Consider the following 19,104-nt stretch of genomic DNA (forward strand, 5'->3'; position numbering starts at 1 on the left):
GGATGCCACCCTTATCGCCGCACTGATTGTCGTTGGAGTAGCTGTCCTGGGGTTGAGGAGCGGCTGGCTTCCGTCCGCGCTCCTTGTGGTGGTTGCCAGCGCACCGAACCTTGTGCCGATCGGAGTCAACATCCTGTACAACGCTGCACTTCTTCGAGCTACTACGTGGACCGCGTTCGCTCTCGCTGTCACCGGGGTCTTCGCATACTCTCGCTTCGGGGCGTGCGGACCCAGATCCTCGCCCGGCTAACCCACGGCTAACCCGAGCTCGTGACGAAGTCGATCAGCTCCTCGACCCGGCCGGAGAAGGCCGACTCGAGATCGGCATAGCTCCGCACGCGGGCCAGGATCTGCTTCCACGCCAGCCCGATGTCCTCGTTGGTCGTATGCCGCAGCCCAAGCGCCGCGGCGATCCCCGCCTTCCATTCCGTGTCGCGGGCGATGACCGGCCAGGCGTCCAGCCCGACCCGCTGCGGGCGTACCGCCTGCCAGACGTCGACGAAGGGGTGGCCGACGACGAGGACGGCGTCGGCGGCATACGGGCGCAGTGCCTGAGCGACGATCCGGCTCTCCTTGGAGCCGGGCACGAGGTGATCGACGAGCACCCCCGCGCGCGCCTGCGGGCTCGGCCCGAAGCCGGCGAGCGCGCAAACCAGGTCATCGACGCCGTGCAGCAGCTCGACGACGACGCCCTCGACGCGCAGGTCGTGGCCCCAGATCTTCTCGACCAGCTCGGCGTCGTGGCTGCCCTCGACGAAGATCCGGGAAGCGGCGGCCACCTTGGCGCGGGCGCCGAGCACCGCCTGGGAGCCGCTCGCCGACCGGGCGGGCGCGCTCGGCATCGCCGGTCCCGAAGGCCGGGTCAGCACCACCGGGCGGCCGTCGATGAGGAAGCCGGGGCCCAGCGGGAAGGAGCGCACCCGGCCGTGCCGGTCCTCCAGCGCGACCACCTGGGTGCCGCCGATCGCCTCGACCCGCAGCACCGCCCCGCACCAGCCGGACTCGGCGTCCTCGACGACGAGCCCCACCTGCGCGGGCACGGCCGCCACAGCTGCGGCCCGTGGGCGGCGCCAGTTGCCGGCGAGGACGTCCTCTCCATACCGTGAACTCACCGTCGCAGGTTAAGCGCTGGCGGCACGACCACGTAGAATTGGCACTCGCATGTCGGGAGTGCCAGGCCAGTCTCAGGCGGGCGCGTCACGCGGACCGAGTCGGAGCAGGGAGGATGCCATGAGCCAGGAGCGCCGGATGGCCGTCCTCGGGGCCATCGTCCAGGACTATGTGCACACCAGCGAGCCGGTCGGGTCCAAGGCGCTGCTGGAGCGCCACCAGTTCGGGGTGTCGGCGGCCACGATCCGCAACGACATGGCCGCGCTGGAGGAGGACGGCCTGATCGTCGCGCCGCACACCAGTGCGGGCCGGGTGCCCACCGACGCCGGCTACCGGCTGTTCGTCGACCGGCTCTCCCAGATCAAACCGATGGGCCGCGCCGAGCGCGAGGCGATCGCCGAGTTCCTCGCCGGCGCCGTCGACCTCGATGACGTCGTCGACCGGACCGTGCGGCTGCTGGCCAGCCTGACCCGGCACGTCGCGGTCATGCAGTATCCCTCGCTGACCCGCTCCAGCGTCCGGCACGTCGAACTCGTGCCGATCGGTGGCACCCGGCTGATGCTCGTGCTGATCACGACCACCGGCCGGGTCGAGCAGCGCATCCTCGACCTCGGCCTCGACCTCGAGACCGACGGCGGCGCGCTGGTCTCCCGGCTGCGGACCGAGATCAACGGCGAGGCCGCCGGGCACACGCTTATCGAAGCGGCCGAGTCGCTGCACCGGCTGCCCGAGCGCTTCGCCGCCGAGGAGGGCGACGCCGTGCGCCGGGCGATCGCCGTCCTGGACGAGATGCTCGTCGAGGAACGCGAGGAGCGGGTCGTGCTCGCCGGCACCCGCAACCTGGTGCGTTCGCCGGGCGACTTCCCGAGCACGCTCGAGCCGGTCTTGGACGCCCTGGAACAACACGTGGTGCTGCTGAAGTTGTTGTCCACAGCCGCGGGCGGCGGCGAGCACATCGCCGTGCGCATCGGCCACGAGAATCCGTATGCCGATCTGCAGTCGACCTCGATGGTCACCACCGGCTACGGCACCGGCGTGCAGCTCGTCGGCGGGCTCGGCGTGGTGGGCCCGACCCGCATGGACTACGGCGCGAGCATGGCCGCGGTCCGGACCGTGGCGGCATACGTCTCGGCATTGCTGACCGAATGACTTCGATAACCGACCAAGGACGATGGTGAACGACTACTACGCCGACCTCGGGGTCGCCCGGGACGCCACCCCGGAGCAGATCAAGTCCGCCTACCGGCGGCTGGCGCGCAAACTGCACCCCGACGTCAACCCCGGCCCCGAGGCCGAGGAGGAGTTCAAGCGCATCTCGCAAGCGTATGACGTGCTCTCCGACCCCGAGAAGCGGCGCAGCTTCGACATGGGCGCCGACCCCTACGGCGGCGGGCAGGCCGGCTTCGGGCAGGGGTTCTCGTTCAGCGACATCATGGACGCCTTCTTCGGTGCCGGGGCGGCGGGGGCCAGCCGCGGGCCGCGGCCGCGGGCAGCGCGGGGCCAGGACGGGCTGGTCCGGCTGGCCATCGACCTGCGCGACGCCGTCTTCGGCGGTGAACGCGAGTTGACGATCGAGACCGCGGCGGTGTGCAGCACCTGCCATGGTGACGGCGCGCAGCCTGGCACCAGGCGGCGTCGCTGCGAGGTCTGCGGCGGGCGTGGGGAGATCCAGCAGGTGCAGCGCAGCTTCCTCGGCCAGGTGATGACCAGCCGCCCGTGCAACGCCTGTCAGGGGTATGGCGAGATCACCTCCCACCCGTGCTTCGAGTGCTCGGGCCACGGCCGGGTCCGCACCCAGCGCTCGATGACGATCAAGATCCCCGCCGGTGTCGACACCGGCACCCGCATCCACCTCGCTGGCGAGGGCGAGGTCGGCCCCGGCGGCGGGCCGCCCGGCGATCTCTATGTCGAGGTCAACGTCAATCCCGACCCGACGTTCACCCGCCGCGGCGACGACCTGCACGCCAGCGTGCAGTTGCCGATGACCGCCGCCGCCCTCGGCACGACGCTCGTGCTGGACACCCTCGACGGCCCGCAGGAGATCGACATCCGCCCGGGCACCCAGCCGGGCGAAGCCACCACGCTGCGCGGCCTCGGCGTCAGCCACCTGCGCGCCGCCGGACGCGGCGACCTGGTGGTCCACCTCGACGTCCGCACCCCGACCCGGCTGGACCCGGAGCAGGAGGCGCTGCTGCGCGAGTTCGCCGACTTGCGCGGCGAGGACTCTCCCGGCGCCCGGCTCGCCGCGCCCGACCACGGCCTGATGGGTCGGCTGCGCGATGCCTTCAAACCCCGCTAACCGCGACCATTCCACCGAAGCAAAGGCGCTTCGGATCGACCATTTGAGGACGGAGCCGATTCGATGACCCTGCCGCTGTTCCTCACCGAGCCCGGCGAACTCCAGGGCCTGACCCCGGGGGCCGACTTCGTCCTGCGATGGTCCGGAGGGGCGACACGCCGCCACCGTCAAACGGCTCAATCCCGGCGAGATCCTGTGGGTCGGCGACGGCAGCGGCCACCGGATCACCGGGACGGTGCTCAACGCCCGCGGCGGCGAGCTGCGGATGAAGGTGACCGAGGTCGTCACCGACGAGCGGCCCAGCCCGTCGTTCACGCTCGTCCAAGGGCTCGCCAAGGGCGACCGCGATGAGCTTGGCGATCGAGGCGGCAACCGAGCTGGGCGTCGACAAGGTGGTGCCCTGGCGGGCCGAGCGCTCGATCGTGCAGTGGAAGGCGGAGCGGGCCGAGAAGTCCCGCCAGAAGTGGGTCGACGTGGTGCGGGCCGCGAGCAAGCAGTCTCGGCGCGCGTGGATTCCCGAGGTCACCGAGCTGGCCGCCACGACGGCGGCGCTGGTCCAGCGCATCGACCGCGCTTGCGCGACGTTCATCCTGCACAGCGAGGCGATCCAGGATCTCGCGGCTCAACCCTTGCCCGGCGCCGGCGAGGTCATCCTCATCGTCGGTCCCGAGGGCGGGATCTCCCCGGCGGAGCTGGCGACGCTGACCGGTGCCGGCGGCATACCGGTCAAGATCGGCGTCAACATCTTGCGGGCCTCGACCGCCGGACCGGCCGCCCTGGCCGTGCTGTCCGCGGCCGAGCGCTGGCAGTAGGCGCGCCGGCTAGCTCACGACGACGTCGACTCCCGCGACACCCAGTAGCGCCCCGCCGGTGGACGCGGGGTAGCCGACCTCGATCCGGTAGAGCCCGGGCTGCAGGCCGGGGATCTCAACGGTGTAGCGGCGCTGGGATGCCGGCCCGCCCTCGGTGGGTTGATCGGCGGTGGCCTGGCCGCTCAGAATTGGCTCCGGGCGCGGTGTGGCCGGACCGGGCGATGAGCCGGTCGACGACGGGTTCTCCGGTGAGTTCCCGATGGTGGCGTCCGGAGCGCGCGTGACCGACCAGACCAGCCGGCCGTCGGGCACGTCCGCCAACCCGGTCAGGGTGACCGGGCGACCGGCCGGGAGCGCTGCGCCCAGACCAGGGCCGTCGATCCACACCGGCGCTGCCTCGGTGGCGATCCGGTCGCTGTCCGGGCGGTCATAGCGGCCTCCCGCCGGGAAGCGTCCCAGCAGCAGGTCAGCGCCGTCGGCGAGGCGGAAGGTCACCGGCACCCGATGCCCGTATGCCGCCTGCGCCGTCCACACCATCTGTTGCAGGCTTATCCGGGCGAGCTCGGCATCGGCGCTTGCGTGGCCGCCGTTCGACAGCGTGATCGTGATCAGCTCGGGGGTGACCGTGACCTCGGTGGCCACCGTGCCGTTGAACGGCGCAGTCGTCCCCGGCTCGGTGAGGCCCGGCCCCATCGCCCACCGCACGGCTGCGCGCACCGCCAGCGGTGCCGGGGCAGCGGTGGGGATGTCGCTTGGGACGAACCAGCGTTGCAGGGCCCACCGCTGCTGCGTCGCGGCAGCACCCGATCCTGGCTCGGTGATCCGGGCCAGGGCGAAGACGGGCAGCGCTCGCCCGGCCGGGATCGCCTGGGCGGGCGGGTCCCCGATCGCGCTGGTGGTGCTGGGGGAGGGCAGGCCCCGCCCCGCCGGGTCGGCCGGGGCCGAAGCGCCCCAGCGCACCCCGAGGACCACCATGGCGACGACGGCCGCGGCGGCCAGGGCCGAGAAGCCCCAACTGCGGCCACGGGAGGGCGCCGGGGCGGTGACGAGTTGGGTTCGGGCCCGGATCTCGGCCAGCCGGTCGCTCGGCTGGATGCGGGCGGCGTCGGCATCGAGCGCGGCCCGCAGCTGGCTGCTCAGCCGGTCGAGCCCGCGGTCGTTGAGGCTGCCGTCATCGAGGTCGTGGCCGCCGTGGTCGGGGCGAGTCATGGCCGGTCCTCCCGGTCGAGCGTGGCGAGCTGAGCCCGCAGGTTGGCCAGCCCGCGGGAGGCGTGGGCCTTGACCGAGCCGGGGGCGATGTCGAGGGTGTCGGCGATCTGGGCCTCCGACAGGTCGAGGTAGTAGCGCAGGATGAGGACCTCCCGTTGCCGGCGCGGCAGCCGCTCCAGGCAGCGCAGCATCGCCGCGTTGCCGAGTTCGTCGAGGGCGAGCGCCTCCGCGCTCGGGCCGGTGGTGCGGGCCGCGTCGGCAGCCAACGGGGCGAGCTTCGCGTGCTCGACCGTGCGATGGCGCAGCACCGAGCGAGAGCCATTGACGACGCTCCGGCGCAAGTAGGCCACCGCCTTGCCGTGATCCGCTTTTTTTCCCCCGGTCGGGCGCCGACCACCACCACGTGGTGCCGAAGAATCTCCCGCCAGCGCCGCCATTTTTCAAAGTGTTTCAACGAATCGCCGCCCAAAATCAGGCGCCATTCGGCCCGGTTTTGCCGCCGGAGCCGCCGAAGGGTTTTGTAGGTGAAGGAAGGCCCCGCGCCCAAATCCCACCGCGACACGGGAAATTCCGGCCTCCGCCCCAGGGCGAGGCGGAGCATGGTAAGGCGTTCCCGGTCGGAGGCCCGGGGCCCCGTGGACTTCAAAGGCGACCGACCGGCGGGAACGAAATGGACTTTGCCCAGTTTTTCCTGACGGAGGGCGGCCCGGGCCAGGGCCAGGTGGCCGGATTGGACGGGATCGAAGGAGCCCCCGAAGTAGCCCAGGACCGGGCGGGGGGCGGCGGGACGGGGACGGGCCACTATTCGCGGATCTGGCCGCTGCCCCGAACCAGATATTTCGTGGTCGTCAGCTCGGGAACGCCCATGGTGCCCCGGGCGTGCATCTTTTGCGTCGAGATCCCCATTTCGGACCCCAGGCCGAAAACACTTCCGTCGTGCAAGCGGGTGGAGGCGTTGTGCAGGACGGCGGCGGAATCCACCTCGGTCATAAACCGCCGGGCGGCCGCTTCGTCGGCGGTAACGATGGCGTCCGAGTGATGGCTGCCGTGGGCGTTGATGTGCTGGATGGCGTGGTCCAGGGAATCGACCACTTTGATGGCGGCTTCCCATTCCCAGGAATTCGGTGTCGTAGTCCGCCGGCGTGGCGGCGGTGACGACGGCGCCGCCCAGTCGGCGGGTGTCGGCGTCCCCGTGAACCGCCACCCCGGCCTCGGCGTAACGGCGGACCAGGCCGGGCAGAAATCGGTCGGCCACCGCCCGGTGGACCAGCAGGGTTTCCATGGCGTTGCACACCCCCGGCCGCTGGGTTTTGGCGTTGACGGCCAGGCGTTCGGCCATGGCCAAATCGGCGGCTTGGTCGACGTAAAGGGAGCAGAGGCCCTTGCCGTGGGACAGGACCGGCACCGTGGCCATTTCGCGGATGGCGGTCACCATCTCCTCGCCGCCCCGGGGAATGACCAAATCCACGAACCGGTCCATGCGCACCAGGTCCCGGATCACGGAGCGGTCCGCGGTTTCCACAAACTGAATGGCCCCGGCGGGCAGGCCCGCTTCGGTCAGCGCCCCCCGCAAAACGTGGACGAGCGCGGTGTTGGACTCCAGCGCTTCTTTCCCCCCCGCAAAATGACCGCGTTGCCGGATTTAAGGCAAAGGCCCGTGGCGTCCACCGTGACGTTCGGCCGGGCCTCGTAAATCATGGCGACGACACCCAGGGGAACCCGGACTTTTTTAACGTTCAAACCGTTGGGCCGGTCCCAATCGGAAAGGATTTCGCCCAGGGGGTCGGGCAGGGCCCGCGATGTCCCGAAGGCCCCGGGCCATGTCGTCCACCCGACGGGGAGTCAGGGCCAAACGATCCAACAAGGCGGGGGCCAGGCCGGCTCGGCGGCCCGCCTCCACGTCGATTTCATTTTTAAAAAGGATGTCGTCCCGGTTTTTTTCCAACGCGTCGGCCAGGACCGACAGCGCCCGGTTCCGGGTTTCGGCGGTGGAGGAAGCGAGGACGCGGCTGGCCTCTTTGGCCCGCCCGCCCAGGAGCGCCAGCTCCGGGTGTATTCCGAGGGCGCCGTGGGCCGCGGGGCGCGGTCGGCGGCCCGGCGGGGCCGGGGGGATCGGGTCTTTTTAGCCTTGGATTTCGCCATGGTCCTATTATAGAAAAAACGGCCTCCCCCCGTGAGGGAAGGAGGCCGTTTTCGCAAAACCGTCTTGTTACGCGTTGGTGCTCAGAACGTGGATCGCTTCCATTTCCTGGGTGATGGACAGAGACATCCGAACGATCTTCGGCCCTTCCAGGATCAGGAACTGCACCAATTCCCCGATTTCCGGAACGCCCACCTGATTCCAGTGGGCCAGGGTTTTGTCGCCGGTCAGGATGCTCAGGCGGTATTTGATGCTTTCCCCCGAGAAGAGGCCGGGCGCGAACCCCATGGTCTTGGACAATTCGGGAACCGCCTTGTAAAGGCCGGCCACGGAATAGCGGCCCTGTTCGTCCAGAATGCCCGGGGTGGTTCGGGAAACGACGCGGCGGGTCAAGTCCTGCCAGGAGTCCAAGGCGTGCCGGTGGTCGGGACGGCGGAGCGTCTCCAAAACCCCCGGCTTCTGTTCCCGGAGAATCGCGTCCTTCGCCCGGGCGAGCCGCTGGGCGGCGGCGTCGGGATCGCTCGAGACGGCCAGGATCACGGCGCCGTTCTGAAGCGAACTCAGGAGGCTTCGCACCAATCCCGCGTCGTCCTGGGCGTCGACTTCGATGGTGGCGATGTCCGGCGTGCTCCCCGACGGCCGGGGCACCAGATCCCAATGGGAGGATTGCACGTCCATTTCCCGATGGACCGCCGGGGCCGGGAAGGTCGCCCGCCGAACGAGAATGGCCATGGCGTTGGCTTCCCGTTCCGTCAACGACGCGCCGAACAATTCGGCCCGCTGAGCCAGAAGGAAGAGCGCCAGCGCCCGAACCGCGGACGCGTTGGGCGTCGGGGTCCTCGCCGTGCTGTTTTTGGCCAAGGCGCGCAACGCGTTCATGGCGTAGACGCCGAAACCGCTTTTGGCGTCCTCGGGCTTGTTGCGGGAGAGCGCGTTAAAGGTCGAGATCAGGCGCCGAAGGTCCTTGTCGCTCAAGAAGGCCACGTCGATTTTGGATCGTTCCGCGGGCGAGAGGGCGTCGTAGGCTTTCGCGGCGAACCCCAACCACGCGCCGCCGAAGGCGGCGTAAAGCCGGACCAACCCCGCCTGGGGGTCGGTTTTGTCTTCCGGGTTTTCCCGGGTCCATTGCTCGGGCAGAATATCCGAAAACCGCTCGATCGGCAAAAGGGCGTCGACCGCTTTCAGGGACTCCCGGGCGCGGGCCGTTTCGGCGGAGGCGCCGCCGGTTCCGCGGGCCACGACCCCGGCCACGAGGCCGCCCAAACCGAACAACCAGGGCACGAGGGAACTTCCGCCCACGCCGGGAATTCCGAAGAACCCGGCCGCCTCAGCGCCCGTGGGAAGTCCGAACAGGGCCGCCCCGGCGGCCATCAAAGCGATGGACAGCGTCCGGCCCGACATCGTCGGATGGCCCGAGAAAAACGTCAAGCCGTAACCGGTGAGGAAGAACGTCGGCGCGAGACCGAGAACGAAGGACCCGGCGGCGAAAAGAGCCCCGCCGGCCAGCCACACCAACAATTCGGTCGAAGCGGCCCCCGACTGGCGGCCGACAAAGATCCGGCGCGCGGACTCCAAAAAGGCCGCCCGTGGACGGCCGTCGGGCAAGGCGCCGAGCCGTCCGTAAAGGCTCACGCCTTGAATCAAATTCCCCACCGCGGCGGAGCGCCGGACTTCCAGGCCCAGGGCCAGGACCCCGGGCAGGGCGGCCGCGGCCAAAATCACGGGCGAGGCCGTTCCGGCGGCGATCGCCGCGGCCGTACCGGCCACGGACGCCACCACCGCCAACAGCGACGCACGGGCGAACCCGCCTTGGCGGGTCGCCGGGGCGTGAACCGCCGCGGGAGCGTCAAGAAGTCCTTTTAACGTCGCGGTGAACCGCGTCGAAACGGGGACCGCCACGCCGTCGCCGACGTATCGGTTTACGTAGGGGTTCGAAACATTGCCGGGGAACACGATCGGCGCCAGGGACGCGGCCGGCGCCACCACCACGGTGTCTTCTAAATTCAATCCGAAACGGTTGGCCACCGCCCCCAGCCGCAGGGAACGAACCCCGTTTTCAACGGGGCCCAAGCCGTCGGCGCCGTCCACCGCCAGCGTGTAAAGGGCGACGCGGCGCGACAGGGGCCGCGCGGCCAGTTCCTCCGGCAGTCGGCCCCGCACGATCGGTTCCGCCAAAACGACCACCCGGTCGCTCCCTTTCGACGCGGCCGCGTCCACCACCGCCTGCTCCACGCGACCGATCAAGTCGTCGGTGGCGCCGGTGTCCAGGTAGAACACCGTGGTTTTCTGGTCGCGCGGCGTCGGCAGGAACACCGGCGGATGAAACGCCAACCAACGCTCCTGCACGGTGGTTTCGATCAGGGCCCGGCCCCGGGTTTCCGGTAGCCGCTCGGTCAAAGCGTTCAGAAATTGCGTGCCCGCGTCCGCCGCTGGAAGCACGGACCGTCCCAGGGAATGGTTCAGAACGCCGAAGAGCGCCGTCAGCGGCGGAAGCACGGCGGAGACGGAAACGTCGGCCGACGGCCGACGGCCGAGGTCGGCGATTTGAGGGCCCAGCCACGACGCGGCCGCGTTCAGGGGTTCCTCGTTCGGCACGGGACGGGCGATGGGCCGCACGGGAAATTCCGGCGCCGCCAAGGGGATGGTCGCCGGGGATTTCGGCTGGGCAAAATGACGGCCCCCCGCGAACAGATACCACATCCAACCCGCGCCTCCGAAAATCAACCCCAACGTGGAAATCCCGTAGAGGACGGCGACTTTTTGGTTCGCCCATATTTCAGCGAGGCCGACCCATCCCGACCCGTCCAAATACGCCGCCAGTCCAAAAGTCAACACGGCCGCCAACGCCATCGATCCGAGGCCGATGAGCAATGGCACACGCGCGAAACCTCCCTCGGAGCCCCGGCCGCCCGTGGGGGGCGCCGGTGGAACGGGGGTTTCCCGACCGGGAATGCCGTCGTCCGGCCGGAGTGGGACGTAAGACAGGAGGTGCGAAGTCCCTTTCCATTGGAGGACCCCCTCTCGGATATTAATCTCCGGGCTTTCGGCCAGTTGGGCCATTTCCCGGGCCACCCCGCTCAGGCGATCCAGGTCGCTCCGCATCTGGCGGAGGGTCGATTCCAGCGTCTCCCGCCGGCCGGGGGAGAAGTTCCGGTACGGCATGAACTGCAAACCGACGGCCGCCGCTTTCAATCGGAGGACGGGGTGGAGCACGTCCCCCGGGGCGTCTTCCTCGAAAGGCCCCGTCATCGTGTTGTAGAGGGGCGACGACAAGGGCATGGTCTCCAGCCGGTGCAAAACATCCACCGCGGCCTGATGGAGGCGGGCGATGTTCGCGTCGACGACGGCGTCGAACTTTTTGTCCGCGCTCGCATCGCCGGGCACCCACCGCAAGGATTCGATGGTTCGAAGGGCGTGGTCCATCGCGTCCACGCTGTGCCGAAGGACCGAGGCGGCCGTGTTGGCGTCGGACTTCATCTGGGACGGAGCGACCGCGTCCCCGTTGACGGAATGGCGAGGCCGGTCCCCCCGCTGATTCGCCTTTTGAACCTCCGGGAAATCGGAAGGCGCCAGTCCGACCACCTCGCCGTCGGCTCCGAGATCGATCCGAACCCCGGCCCGGGCCAGTTCCGTCAGCCGGGCGGAATAAGCCTCCATGGCCCCGGCCAAATCGTAAAAATTGCCGCGGGCGTCGGCGTTCGTCTCTCCCGCGGCCGTGAGCGGCTTTTGCGGGGTCCCCTTGTAGGCGATGAACTCCCGGCGCCCGATGGACCGGAACGCCACCTCCGGCACGCGCCCCCCGGCGTCGATCAGGAGCGGGAGCTGATTGACGAGGAAGTCCTGCACGGCCTGCTCGGTCACGAACCCCGTGTTCGTTTCGGAACCCAATTCGTTGGCGACCCCCTTGGCCATGGGGCGCGTCGTCAGGATTTTGTCTCCCGTTTCCTGCAAAACCCGCGTCCAGCGATCCGGGGGGACGGATTTCAGTTTCTGGACCAGATCCCCGCCGCCTTCATCGAACCCGAACAGCCGGGCCAAGACCAACCGAAGGTCCACCGCGTAGAAGGCGGCGTTGGCGTGCCAGGGGATCGCCTTGCCGCCGACGCCCGTCGTGAGATCGTCCAAATAGCGTCGGCCCTCCTCCAGGAAATTCGCCAAGGGGACGGCGCGCTCGCCCACGAGGATCGTGGCGGGGTCCGTCGGCCCGAGCTTGATCCCGTCCCAAGGGGAATTTTTCCGGACGGGGAACTCGCTCGCCTCCCGAAGAACGCGCCGGGAAACGGTCTCCCCCGTTTCGTTGTTCACGTAGGTTTCCGACACGGCGAGCCCGACCTTTCGGTCGTTGTCCGTCTCGGTGACCATCGCGACCGTCGCCAACGGACGCCCCTCGGACCGGGCCTTTAAGATTTCCCCCACCATGCCTTCCCGGGGGAAGTTCAAGACGTTGTCCCCGTTGCCCACGACGGCGACGCCGTCCGATTTTTCAAGGAAATCGATCATCGCGACTTGGTCCATCAGCGGGGATACGAGCGGTTTTTTTGTGTGACGCGCGGTGCGCACGTGATATACTAGTTTTGTTATGAACTGGGCTATATATGCAGTACTCTCCGCTTTCTTTGCATCGCTTGTGGCGATATTTGGAAAGATAGGAATCAAGGGTGTCGACAGCAACCTTGCAGTAGCAATCCGCACGGTTATTATTGTGGTGTTTGCGTGGAGCATTGTCCTCATTCAGGGGAATGCGTCTGATATGTTTAAGATATCAAAGTACTCGTACACCTTCATCGTGCTCTCCGCACTCGCAACGGGCCTCTCCTGGCTTTTCTACTATAAGGCGCTGCAGTTGGGGGAGGTGTCACGTGTTGCGCCAATCGATAAGATATCGATTGCGCTCACCATCATCCTTGCGTTCGTGTTTCTCGCAGAGAAGCCAACGCTGGGGAACGTGCTTGGTGGTACACTCGTGACGCTCGGAGTCATCGACCCATATTCGTTAAATAAAAAATATATGCTACACGGATTTCATGTAAATTTGGAAGAGGTTACAAAAGAAATACCGATTTTCGTCGGGTGCTCTATACCGGCAAGGGGAGTCAGCTCGTGCTCATGTGTCTTCCGCCAAGTGAAGAAATTGGGACGGAGACACATCATGAAAATGACCAATTTTTCCGTTTTGAATCAGGTGAGGGGCGGGTCACGATTAATGGCGAGATATACGACGTGCACGACGGTGACTCGGTCGTGGTGCCAATGGGTGCAGAGCACAATGTGGTAAATATTTCTCAGATGAGTCACTCAAGTTCTACACCATCTACTCACCAGCGCACCACGAGGACGGTACCGTTCATAAAACAAAAGAAGAGGCGATGCGCGACGAGGAAGAGCATTTTGATGGAACGACAAGCGAGTAGTGAAGAGGAGGGGGGCGCGAAAAAATGGCCGTGGGCCATTTTTTCGCGCCCACAATCCCCAGAATACCCCACAACATTGCACATCTGTCCATTAGGGTATATGGTAGTACCGTCTCATTTTAATCAGGAGTTTGAGAGACTGTAGTTCTTTACATATCACGTTGTAACGTTTTGTGCACCACCCCTTAAGATACTTAGGAGGTGGTGTGTCGCGAAATTGCACACGGAGGCCAACTGATGGTTAATACGCAATGGTTTGTGGAGTGTGACCCGTTCTCCAATGAGTCGCTTGCTGAATTGCTTGCAGCATGGAACATTGGGAAGGATGCTGAGTATCGAGGTGTTCTCGATAACCTGGGAGTGTCACGCGACGTGTGGCTTGTTCCGCCAGAACTTGTGACGCGTTTGCGCCACGCCATGGTTGTACAGCCAACCCTCAAGTTCAGGTTCTTCAAGCGCGATGGGTCAAGCGGAGTCATTAGTTCGGCTGATTTCCTCATGAAGCGTCGTAAGTCAGCGGTGCTCAAACGAGCGGCCGATGACCTTGCCACAGTTACTGCGCGAAAAAAAGCACGATGAGCGTATAGGAATTTTATTATCGCATACACTTAAAAGGCAATCCTCGGATTGCCTTTTTCTTTTTATGCACCATGGACCTTCCGGATTCTTCGTAAAAACCTTGAGGGCGGTGACCAACACAATACGGTGAAGCAAACTGCAATCAGTGGTATTCTATGCCAATATGGCATTTGAAGGTGAACAATTTTTACATAAGCGTAATCCACGACTCCATACTACTCAGTTTGTGGAGCATGAACAGGATCGAAGGGAAAATGCCCATGAAGGCATGCATCAAAAACCACACGAACGGTTGGCGGATTGGATGCAGACTCTTGAGCACACCCACCTCGCACACCGTGGCGACCCAAAAGTAGTTGAGCGTTTACGAAAGCACTACCATGGTCAGTACGTGATACGACCAGCAGAAGTGTCCGAACGATATATTGAGGCACGCCTTCGAAGTGGATACGAGAAAGGACAGGGAGATGACGTTACTCAGGAAGAGTTACGAACACAAACTGTAGAGGATGCGATTACCAATCAACGTATAACGCTCGATGTGTGGTTTGACTACCTCATGTCTCTAGAGGGTGATTATATTCCCATGTGGATGAAGTATTGGATATTTACTGAGATAGCCAAACTCTCGGGATACGACAGGATACAGCAGACGTTCCGCAGGCGTGACAGGGGGACACTCACACCATTTCCAGAGCTTCATTGAGGAAGCGTTGGGGTTACTTGTCGATAGAATTAATCTCCGCGAGTGGGAAAAGTACATGTTGCGGATAAAACCATCGACACTTCTCATATAGAGACTCTTGAAAATATGAGTTTCTCAAAACTCTATGCAGAGGCAATTGAATGAACGAAATCCGAATATGCATACGACATAGAGTGTACTGATGGTCTGTGGGTTAGGTATCCGCAGGCGTCGAACCACGACTCCCTTGTGCAATCACTGAAGGGAACACGATACCGGTTGGTGCACTGCACGAGAATCAACTGCCGCCACACAACTGAAGGGGGGTGATTTTTATGTGTACTACTCGAATGATATCGGTGGAAAGCCAGTTATTCCACGTGCAGCAATCAGAATGAGTGGTGATCAAATCGCCGAGGTGCGGGGAATAGCGCTTGAGCAAAATCTCAATCCCTACATTCACGAAGTTGTCGAACAAAAACTTAATGAATTTCCAGACGGTGAATTATATGACCAGAAATTGAATGACATGGCGCTCCTTACACAGCTCGAACACAAGCGTGCGCAGCAGGAAATGTTGTCGATAGAATTGCGTTTTCTCTACCAGGTCGATAGGCAAATCGTTGGCTTTGGCAGAATCGAGGATCCGCGAATTGCAGCGATTATTCAGCGAGGCGATATAAAGAATGATATGGCGCGCATATTTGACTGTACCGAGGAAGAAATATCAACGACTGTTGAAGAGGTTCTTTCAGGCAAAGCACGTTTTCACTACGGGCACCTCGATCTCGATAGTCGCACCACCACCGACGAGCTTACGCTCCCTGAGTTTGTGAGCGGACACCTGTACTTAAACGAGGTGACCTCATTGCATGGGGTGACACTTCCAAAACATGTTGCAGGAGGTCTCCACCTCGCGGGTGTTGTGTCGCTCGAGGGAGTGGAGTTGCCCATAGTGGTATATGGTGACCTTGACCTCCGAAAATTAACAACCATGGCTGGCACAAAGCTACCCGCCACACTTAATGGTTCAATTTTTTTGAATAGCCTTGTTACGGCGGAAGGACTTAATTTTCCTGAGGCAATGAGGGGTAGCATACACCTTGGCTCACTGATGGATGCTGCAGGACTTGCGCTCCCGCAGTCTGTCGGTGGTGATATTGATCTACACAATGTCGAAGTTGTTTCCGGTCTCGTGTTACCTAAAATAGTGGGGAAAGATGTGCTTCTGCATCACCTACATTCTCTAAAAGGTGTTGCGTTACCGGAAACGGTCATTGGTGACATTTACCTCAGTGGTGTCACTTCACTTGAGGGTGTTGTGTTGCCTCGGTATGTCGGCGGGGAAGTAGTTATGGGCGGTCTTTTCTCAGGAACAGCGTACAGAACTCCGTACACAGTACCCCCATCTTCACGTATACCCTGAATAGGGTTTTGATTAGTAACTTTCGCACAATACACTACATTCACTGCGGAGAGGGGGATTCGAACATTACATGTTCAGTACCCGTTTTGGATATTTTGGTTCACTTCGTTCCCAAAATATCTCAAAACAGCTTCGAATCCCCAAACAGCGCCCCGCTCCGTTTGTTCTCCTTGTTCGCTACGTTTCACTGCGGTATGCTCTGGACAAAATTCGAACTTTTTTCGAAGAAAATCCGACGAGGAAATCTGAAACAATACGGACGAAGTTTTGCGGAGGCAATTTTCTGGGGACAGGACTCCGCAAAACTTCGGCTGATTTATTTTTTTGAATTTGGATGTCGCAAATGGAAAAGGAGGGGTTTGGGGAGGAATTTTCCATTTGCTTCTCTTTTTGTTTTGGCGAAATTCGGGCGGGCGAAACTACCAAAGAATTTGGTTCCAATTCGTTTGCTGTATTGAAATTTGAGCTTGGTTAATTATCTTGTTCTTTTCCGCAACTGTTAAAAGATCAGACAAAATATTATTTGAATTTGCAGGGTCTACAATTCTAGCTCCGAGCGGATTACCTGTACTTTTAGCCAATTCGTTTAGTACATACCAAACATTATCACCAAGACTATTTATGTCTTTTGATTTGTTAAGTAAAATTTTATCTACGAGTAAATATTCAAGATAGATAGAAGGAAAATCTAATTTATTTAACTCTCTCCATATTTTCAAAATCTTTATTTCGTTTGTTCGACCAGATTGTGAAATGTCCGTAATATGTTTTTGTATATTTGTTTGAGTCCACGAATTAGATTTTGAAACATACAAATTATGATTATTTGTATTTCCGCTTTGCTTTCTCGCTGGCGTAACATCAACCTCCAAACCATTTAAATTTATTCTGACGGAAACATTCTGTTTCCTGACAGATGAATATGTATTATTTAACTTTATGAATAAAGAATCATAACAAGCCTTTAAACCCCCGTTATTGTCGTTACAGCCACTAGTTAGCGAAACTACATAGTCCACATCGGAAGCAAGCGAAATTGCTGTTCCTTTGGCGCGAGAGCCAGAATATAACAGATTGACATAGCATGATGATGCCCATGTTTTTAAAGTTGTTTGAAGTTGAGAAAGTGCAACAGAATATCCCGATATATCTCTACTATTATATTTTTGCAATATCTGATTTAAATACATGTTAATTTCTGTCATAACTTGTCGTAATGAGCGATGTCAAAACATCATTTAAAAGACGACCTCGGAAATTCACAACAACAGTATTTGCACGATTTGCAATATCACTCATTTTTATCTTGCGGAATGCTCGCGGGTTTTGCGTAAATTACTACCGCTGTCTGATGATTTTTTCTTGCAGAAAAAATCTGTTCTATTTTATCTCCTGATGTTTCCCAATCAACAAGAAAAATTGTTTCGTCTTTTGCTTTATCAACATTATCTAAACTTATATGAAGTATGTTTTGTTCTTTGAAAATCTTTGAATCAAGAAGTGAATCTTTTATACTCCCAAATACTTCAACTGATCCAAAGATTGCAACTCTCCTTTTCCATAAAGCAATCCCTAATCTAAAAACTACTGGTGTAATTCCAAATGTCCAACAAACGACCTTATATAGAAAGACCAAGAACACCAAGACGTAACTGTTAGTCCACCAACTATGATAAACAGCGGGTGATTATAAAAACTTGTAATCTGGATTAAAAAGTTTTCCATAATTATTTTTTCTTTAATACCAGCACACTGATGAGATTTCTGTTCATTCCAAGTTTATTAGAATCTTTCCAGCTCCACCATTTTAGTTTTTCTGGTTCATTACCACCTCTCGCAAAATAAACAGCTTCTCTGAAACCATATAAGACGCAACGATCTATATGAACCCCTCTTTTTTCCTCTAATTTTAAATATAACTCTTCTGGGTTTAGTTCTATGAGTTGGAAAAGAGAGTATATTCCCAGTTGATTCAAGTCTCTTACAGAGGCTGGTCCAAAACCAGGTATTTTAGATAATTCACTATCATTCTTGGCTAATTTTTTTGACATAAATTACATATTTACTGGCGTACAGACTTCGATTAAGAACCCGTCAATGTCTCTTACATATGCAACTGTTTGACCCCATGGTTTCTGCTTAGGTTCTTCTATAAGCATGCCGCCTGCAATTTTAACTTTTTCGAGTATTTCACTCACATCGTCCGTAACAATACCTAACTCTGTGGCAAACGGTTTATTTTCAATATTGTTTTCAATGAACCCATTTTTAAGGTTAGTACCCGCGAGTTCTTTTGTAGCAAATGCTATTGTTGTTTCTCCAGTATTTAATTCACCATAATCATTTTCTGGTGTTGTAAATTTTCTCACAAAATCAAAAGATTTTTCGTAAAACTCAATAGATTTTTCTACGTTTGATACATATAGAATTGTATAGGAAAATTTTGTCATATTTTTACTTGATTAAATCATCTACTGACACATTCAAACCTTTTGCAATTTTTGAAAGAGTATCAATAGTAGGGTTAGGGTTTTGTCCTGATTCGACATTCACGACAGTATTTAAAGAAAGATCAGCAAGTTTTGAAAGTCTGTCTTGCGACACACCAAGTGCTTGCCTTGTCTTTTTGATATTAGCACCAATGTTTGGTGTTTTTTTACTTGCTTTGTTGTTCATAATTTGATACCATTATAATGTATAGGTTAAAATATATGGTATATATCTCAACTAATGTAATTGTAGCAAATTTTATGAAAAATATCAAAGATATTTTTGTATTTTGTATCTACGCCCGCCCGAATTTCGCCAAAACAAAAAGAGGAGCAAATGGAAAATTCCTCCCCAAACCCCTCCTTTTCCATTTGCGACATCCAAATTCAAAAAAAAAAATCAGCCGAAGTTTTGCGGAATCCTTTCCCCAAAAAATTGTTTCCGCAAAACTTCGTCCGCATTGTTTCAGATTTCCTCGTCTGGATTTTCTTCGAAAAAAGTTCGAATTTTGTCCAGAGCATACCGCCAGAAAACGAAATCGGGTTCGGAAGCAAAAATATGGTCGGCACGAAGTGCCGTCTGTTCTGAATTCCCCCCAAAAAATCCTGAATCCAAAAGGGTTCGCCACGCAGAGCGTGGCTCCTCGTTAGCCAATGCAACAATATGAATAATCAAACTAGAAAATTTTTTATATACACCAGAAAATCTACCGATACAGAAGATCGGCAAGTGAGAAGCATTTCGGATCAACTGGCCGAACTCAAAGAGTTAGCGGTTAAAGAGCAAATTGAGGTTGTAGATATTTTTGTGGAAAAACAAACCGCTAAAGCTCCAGGTCGGCCAGTATTTAATGAAATGCTTCTCCGTATCGAAGCAAATGAGGCGAGCGGGAATTTTAGCGTGGCATCCCGACAGATTGGCTAGAAATTGCGTTGATGGTGGA

At 59.3% G+C, this 19,104-nt stretch carries 19 protein-coding genes and 3 pseudogenes; 10 read left to right on the top strand and 12 right to left on the bottom strand.

Going from position 1 to position 19,104, the window contains the following annotated elements:
* Positions 1-257: 257 nt before the first annotated feature.
* Entirely contained in the window at positions 258-1,112 is an 855-nt protein-coding gene (locus tag V9G19_RS27055) for a DUF3097 domain-containing protein (RefSeq protein ID WP_462288468.1), read from the bottom strand.
* A gap of 118 nt (positions 1,113-1,230) precedes the next feature.
* Between V9G19_RS27055 and hrcA the strand changes: the two genes are divergently transcribed.
* The 3 genes from hrcA to V9G19_RS27070 all read left to right on the top strand — a co-directional run bounded on the left by hrcA (position 1,231) and on the right by V9G19_RS27070 (position 4,221).
* Positions 1,231-2,259: a heat-inducible transcriptional repressor HrcA gene (hrcA, locus tag V9G19_RS27060; RefSeq protein ID WP_462288469.1), complete on the top strand. Its 1,029-nt coding sequence runs from the start codon at positions 1,231-1,233 to the stop codon at positions 2,257-2,259.
* Between the two features lie 25 nt (positions 2,260-2,284).
* Positions 2,285-3,409 (top strand): molecular chaperone DnaJ, encoded by a 1,125-nt coding sequence (gene dnaJ, locus V9G19_RS27065; RefSeq protein ID WP_462288470.1) that lies wholly within the window; start codon positions 2,285-2,287, stop codon positions 3,407-3,409.
* 347 nt (positions 3,410-3,756) lie between these two features.
* On the top strand, positions 3,757-4,221 hold the full coding sequence (locus tag V9G19_RS27070) for an RsmE family RNA methyltransferase (protein WP_462288471.1): 465 nt from the start codon (positions 3,757-3,759) through the stop codon (positions 4,219-4,221).
* 9 nt (positions 4,222-4,230) lie between these two features.
* On the opposite strand, the gene V9G19_RS27075 is transcribed toward V9G19_RS27070, so the two are convergent.
* The 6 genes and pseudogenes from V9G19_RS27075 to V9G19_RS27100 all read right to left on the bottom strand — a co-directional run bounded on the left by V9G19_RS27075 (position 4,231) and on the right by V9G19_RS27100 (position 12,130).
* Positions 4,231-5,430 carry a hypothetical protein gene (locus tag V9G19_RS27075; protein WP_462288472.1) on the bottom strand — a complete coding sequence of 400 codons (1,200 nt, stop codon included), beginning with the start codon at positions 5,428-5,430 and terminating at the stop codon, positions 4,231-4,233.
* Positions 5,427-5,780, bottom strand: a complete 354-nt coding sequence (locus V9G19_RS27080; protein WP_462288473.1) for a sigma-70 family RNA polymerase sigma factor — start codon at positions 5,778-5,780, stop codon at positions 5,427-5,429. The genes V9G19_RS27075 and V9G19_RS27080 overlap by 4 nt, the downstream gene beginning before the upstream one ends.
* 23 nt (positions 5,781-5,803) lie before the next feature.
* Positions 5,804-6,232 (bottom strand): annotated as a pseudogene (locus tag V9G19_RS27085) (nicotinate-nicotinamide nucleotide adenylyltransferase); the annotation flags it as partial.
* Positions 6,232-6,522 (bottom strand): hypothetical protein, encoded by a 291-nt coding sequence (locus tag V9G19_RS27090; RefSeq protein ID WP_462288474.1) that lies wholly within the window; start codon positions 6,520-6,522, stop codon positions 6,232-6,234. The gene V9G19_RS27090 and the pseudogene V9G19_RS27085, both read right to left, overlap by 1 nt.
* A gap of 148 nt (positions 6,523-6,670) precedes the next feature.
* Positions 6,671-6,952, bottom strand: a pseudogene (locus V9G19_RS27095) (glutamate-5-semialdehyde dehydrogenase); the annotation flags it as partial.
* Positions 6,953-7,639: 687 nt separating this feature from the next.
* Positions 7,640-12,130: a hypothetical protein gene (locus V9G19_RS27100; protein ID WP_462288475.1), complete on the bottom strand. Its 4,491-nt coding sequence runs from the start codon at positions 12,128-12,130 to the stop codon at positions 7,640-7,642.
* A gap of 19 nt (positions 12,131-12,149) precedes the next feature.
* Between V9G19_RS27100 and V9G19_RS27105 the strand changes: the two are divergent.
* The 5 genes and pseudogenes from V9G19_RS27105 to V9G19_RS27125 all read left to right on the top strand — a co-directional run.
* Positions 12,150-12,539 (top strand): annotated as a pseudogene (locus V9G19_RS27105) (EamA family transporter); the annotation flags it as partial.
* Positions 12,540-12,676: 137 nt separating this feature from the next.
* Entirely contained in the window at positions 12,677-13,126 is a 450-nt protein-coding gene (locus V9G19_RS27110) for a cupin domain-containing protein (RefSeq protein WP_462288476.1), read from the top strand.
* Positions 13,127-13,218: 92 nt separating this feature from the next.
* Positions 13,219-13,560, top strand: coding sequence for a hypothetical protein (locus V9G19_RS27115; RefSeq protein ID WP_462288477.1), 342 nt, complete (start codon positions 13,219-13,221; stop codon positions 13,558-13,560).
* 145 nt (positions 13,561-13,705) lie between these two features.
* Entirely contained in the window at positions 13,706-14,266 is a 561-nt protein-coding gene (locus tag V9G19_RS27120) for a hypothetical protein (protein ID WP_462288478.1), read from the top strand.
* Between the two features lie 316 nt (positions 14,267-14,582).
* Positions 14,583-15,671, top strand: a complete 1,089-nt coding sequence (locus V9G19_RS27125; protein WP_462288479.1) for a hypothetical protein — start codon at positions 14,583-14,585, stop codon at positions 15,669-15,671.
* Positions 15,672-16,090: 419 nt separating this feature from the next.
* Here V9G19_RS27125 and V9G19_RS27130 read toward each other — a convergent pair whose 3' ends face one another.
* The 5 genes from V9G19_RS27130 to V9G19_RS27150 form a co-directional block, all read right to left on the bottom strand.
* A complete protein-coding gene (locus V9G19_RS27130) occupies positions 16,091-16,861 on the bottom strand; it encodes an SMODS domain-containing nucleotidyltransferase (RefSeq protein WP_462288480.1) in 771 nt (256 codons plus the stop codon).
* Positions 16,862-16,962: 101 nt separating this feature from the next.
* Positions 16,963-17,316, bottom strand: coding sequence for a hypothetical protein (locus V9G19_RS27135; protein ID WP_462288481.1), 354 nt, complete (start codon positions 17,314-17,316; stop codon positions 16,963-16,965).
* Positions 17,317-17,398: 82 nt separating this feature from the next.
* Positions 17,399-17,722, bottom strand: coding sequence for a helix-hairpin-helix domain-containing protein (locus V9G19_RS27140; RefSeq protein WP_462288482.1), 324 nt, complete (start codon positions 17,720-17,722; stop codon positions 17,399-17,401).
* 3 nt (positions 17,723-17,725) lie between these two features.
* On the bottom strand, positions 17,726-18,121 hold the full coding sequence (locus V9G19_RS27145; RefSeq protein ID WP_462288483.1) for a VOC family protein: 396 nt from the start codon (positions 18,119-18,121) through the stop codon (positions 17,726-17,728).
* A 4-nt stretch (positions 18,122-18,125) separates the two neighbouring features.
* Positions 18,126-18,347 carry a helix-turn-helix domain-containing protein gene (locus tag V9G19_RS27150; RefSeq protein ID WP_462288484.1) on the bottom strand — a complete coding sequence of 74 codons (222 nt, stop codon included), beginning with the start codon at positions 18,345-18,347 and terminating at the stop codon, positions 18,126-18,128.
* 74 nt (positions 18,348-18,421) lie between these two features.
* Between V9G19_RS27150 and V9G19_RS27155 the strand changes: the two genes are divergently transcribed.
* Together V9G19_RS27155 and V9G19_RS27160 are read left to right on the top strand one after the other, a co-directional pair.
* Entirely contained in the window at positions 18,422-18,811 is a 390-nt protein-coding gene (locus V9G19_RS27155; protein ID WP_462288485.1) for a hypothetical protein, read from the top strand.
* 13 nt (positions 18,812-18,824) lie between these two features.
* Complete coding sequence (locus V9G19_RS27160) at positions 18,825-19,085, top strand: recombinase family protein (protein ID WP_462288486.1); 261 nt, start codon at positions 18,825-18,827, stop codon at positions 19,083-19,085.
* Positions 19,086-19,104 lie beyond the last annotated feature (19 nt).

Origin of the sequence: Nostocoides sp. (genome assembly GCF_037045025.1) — a bacterium.
GTDB lineage: Bacteria > Actinomycetota > Actinomycetes > Actinomycetales > Dermatophilaceae > Nostocoides_A.

Bases quoted from the DNA above. Each gene is read 5' to 3' on its own strand.
- hrcA (WP_462288469.1), top strand. From the start codon at position 1,231: ATGAGCCAGGAGCGCCGGATGGCCGTCCTCGGGGCCATCGTCCAGGAC.
- V9G19_RS27070 (WP_462288471.1), top strand. From the start codon at position 3,757: ATGAGCTTGGCGATCGAGGCGGCAACCGAGCTGGGCGTCGACAAGGTG.
- V9G19_RS27075 (WP_462288472.1), bottom strand. From the start codon at position 5,430: ATGACTCGCCCCGACCACGGCGGCCACGACCTCGATGACGGCAGCCTC.
- V9G19_RS27110 (WP_462288476.1), top strand. From the start codon at position 12,677: ATGTGTCTTCCGCCAAGTGAAGAAATTGGGACGGAGACACATCATGAA.
- V9G19_RS27115 (WP_462288477.1), top strand. From the start codon at position 13,219: ATGGTTAATACGCAATGGTTTGTGGAGTGTGACCCGTTCTCCAATGAG.
- V9G19_RS27130 (WP_462288480.1), bottom strand. From the start codon at position 16,861: ATGTATTTAAATCAGATATTGCAAAAATATAATAGTAGAGATATATCG.
- V9G19_RS27140 (WP_462288482.1), bottom strand. From the start codon at position 17,722: ATGTCAAAAAAATTAGCCAAGAATGATAGTGAATTATCTAAAATACCT.
- V9G19_RS27145 (WP_462288483.1), bottom strand. From the start codon at position 18,121: ATGACAAAATTTTCCTATACAATTCTATATGTATCAAACGTAGAAAAA.
- V9G19_RS27150 (WP_462288484.1), bottom strand. From the start codon at position 18,347: ATGAACAACAAAGCAAGTAAAAAAACACCAAACATTGGTGCTAATATC.
- V9G19_RS27155 (WP_462288485.1), top strand. From the start codon at position 18,422: ATGAAAAATATCAAAGATATTTTTGTATTTTGTATCTACGCCCGCCCG.
- V9G19_RS27160 (WP_462288486.1), top strand. From the start codon at position 18,825: ATGAATAATCAAACTAGAAAATTTTTTATATACACCAGAAAATCTACC.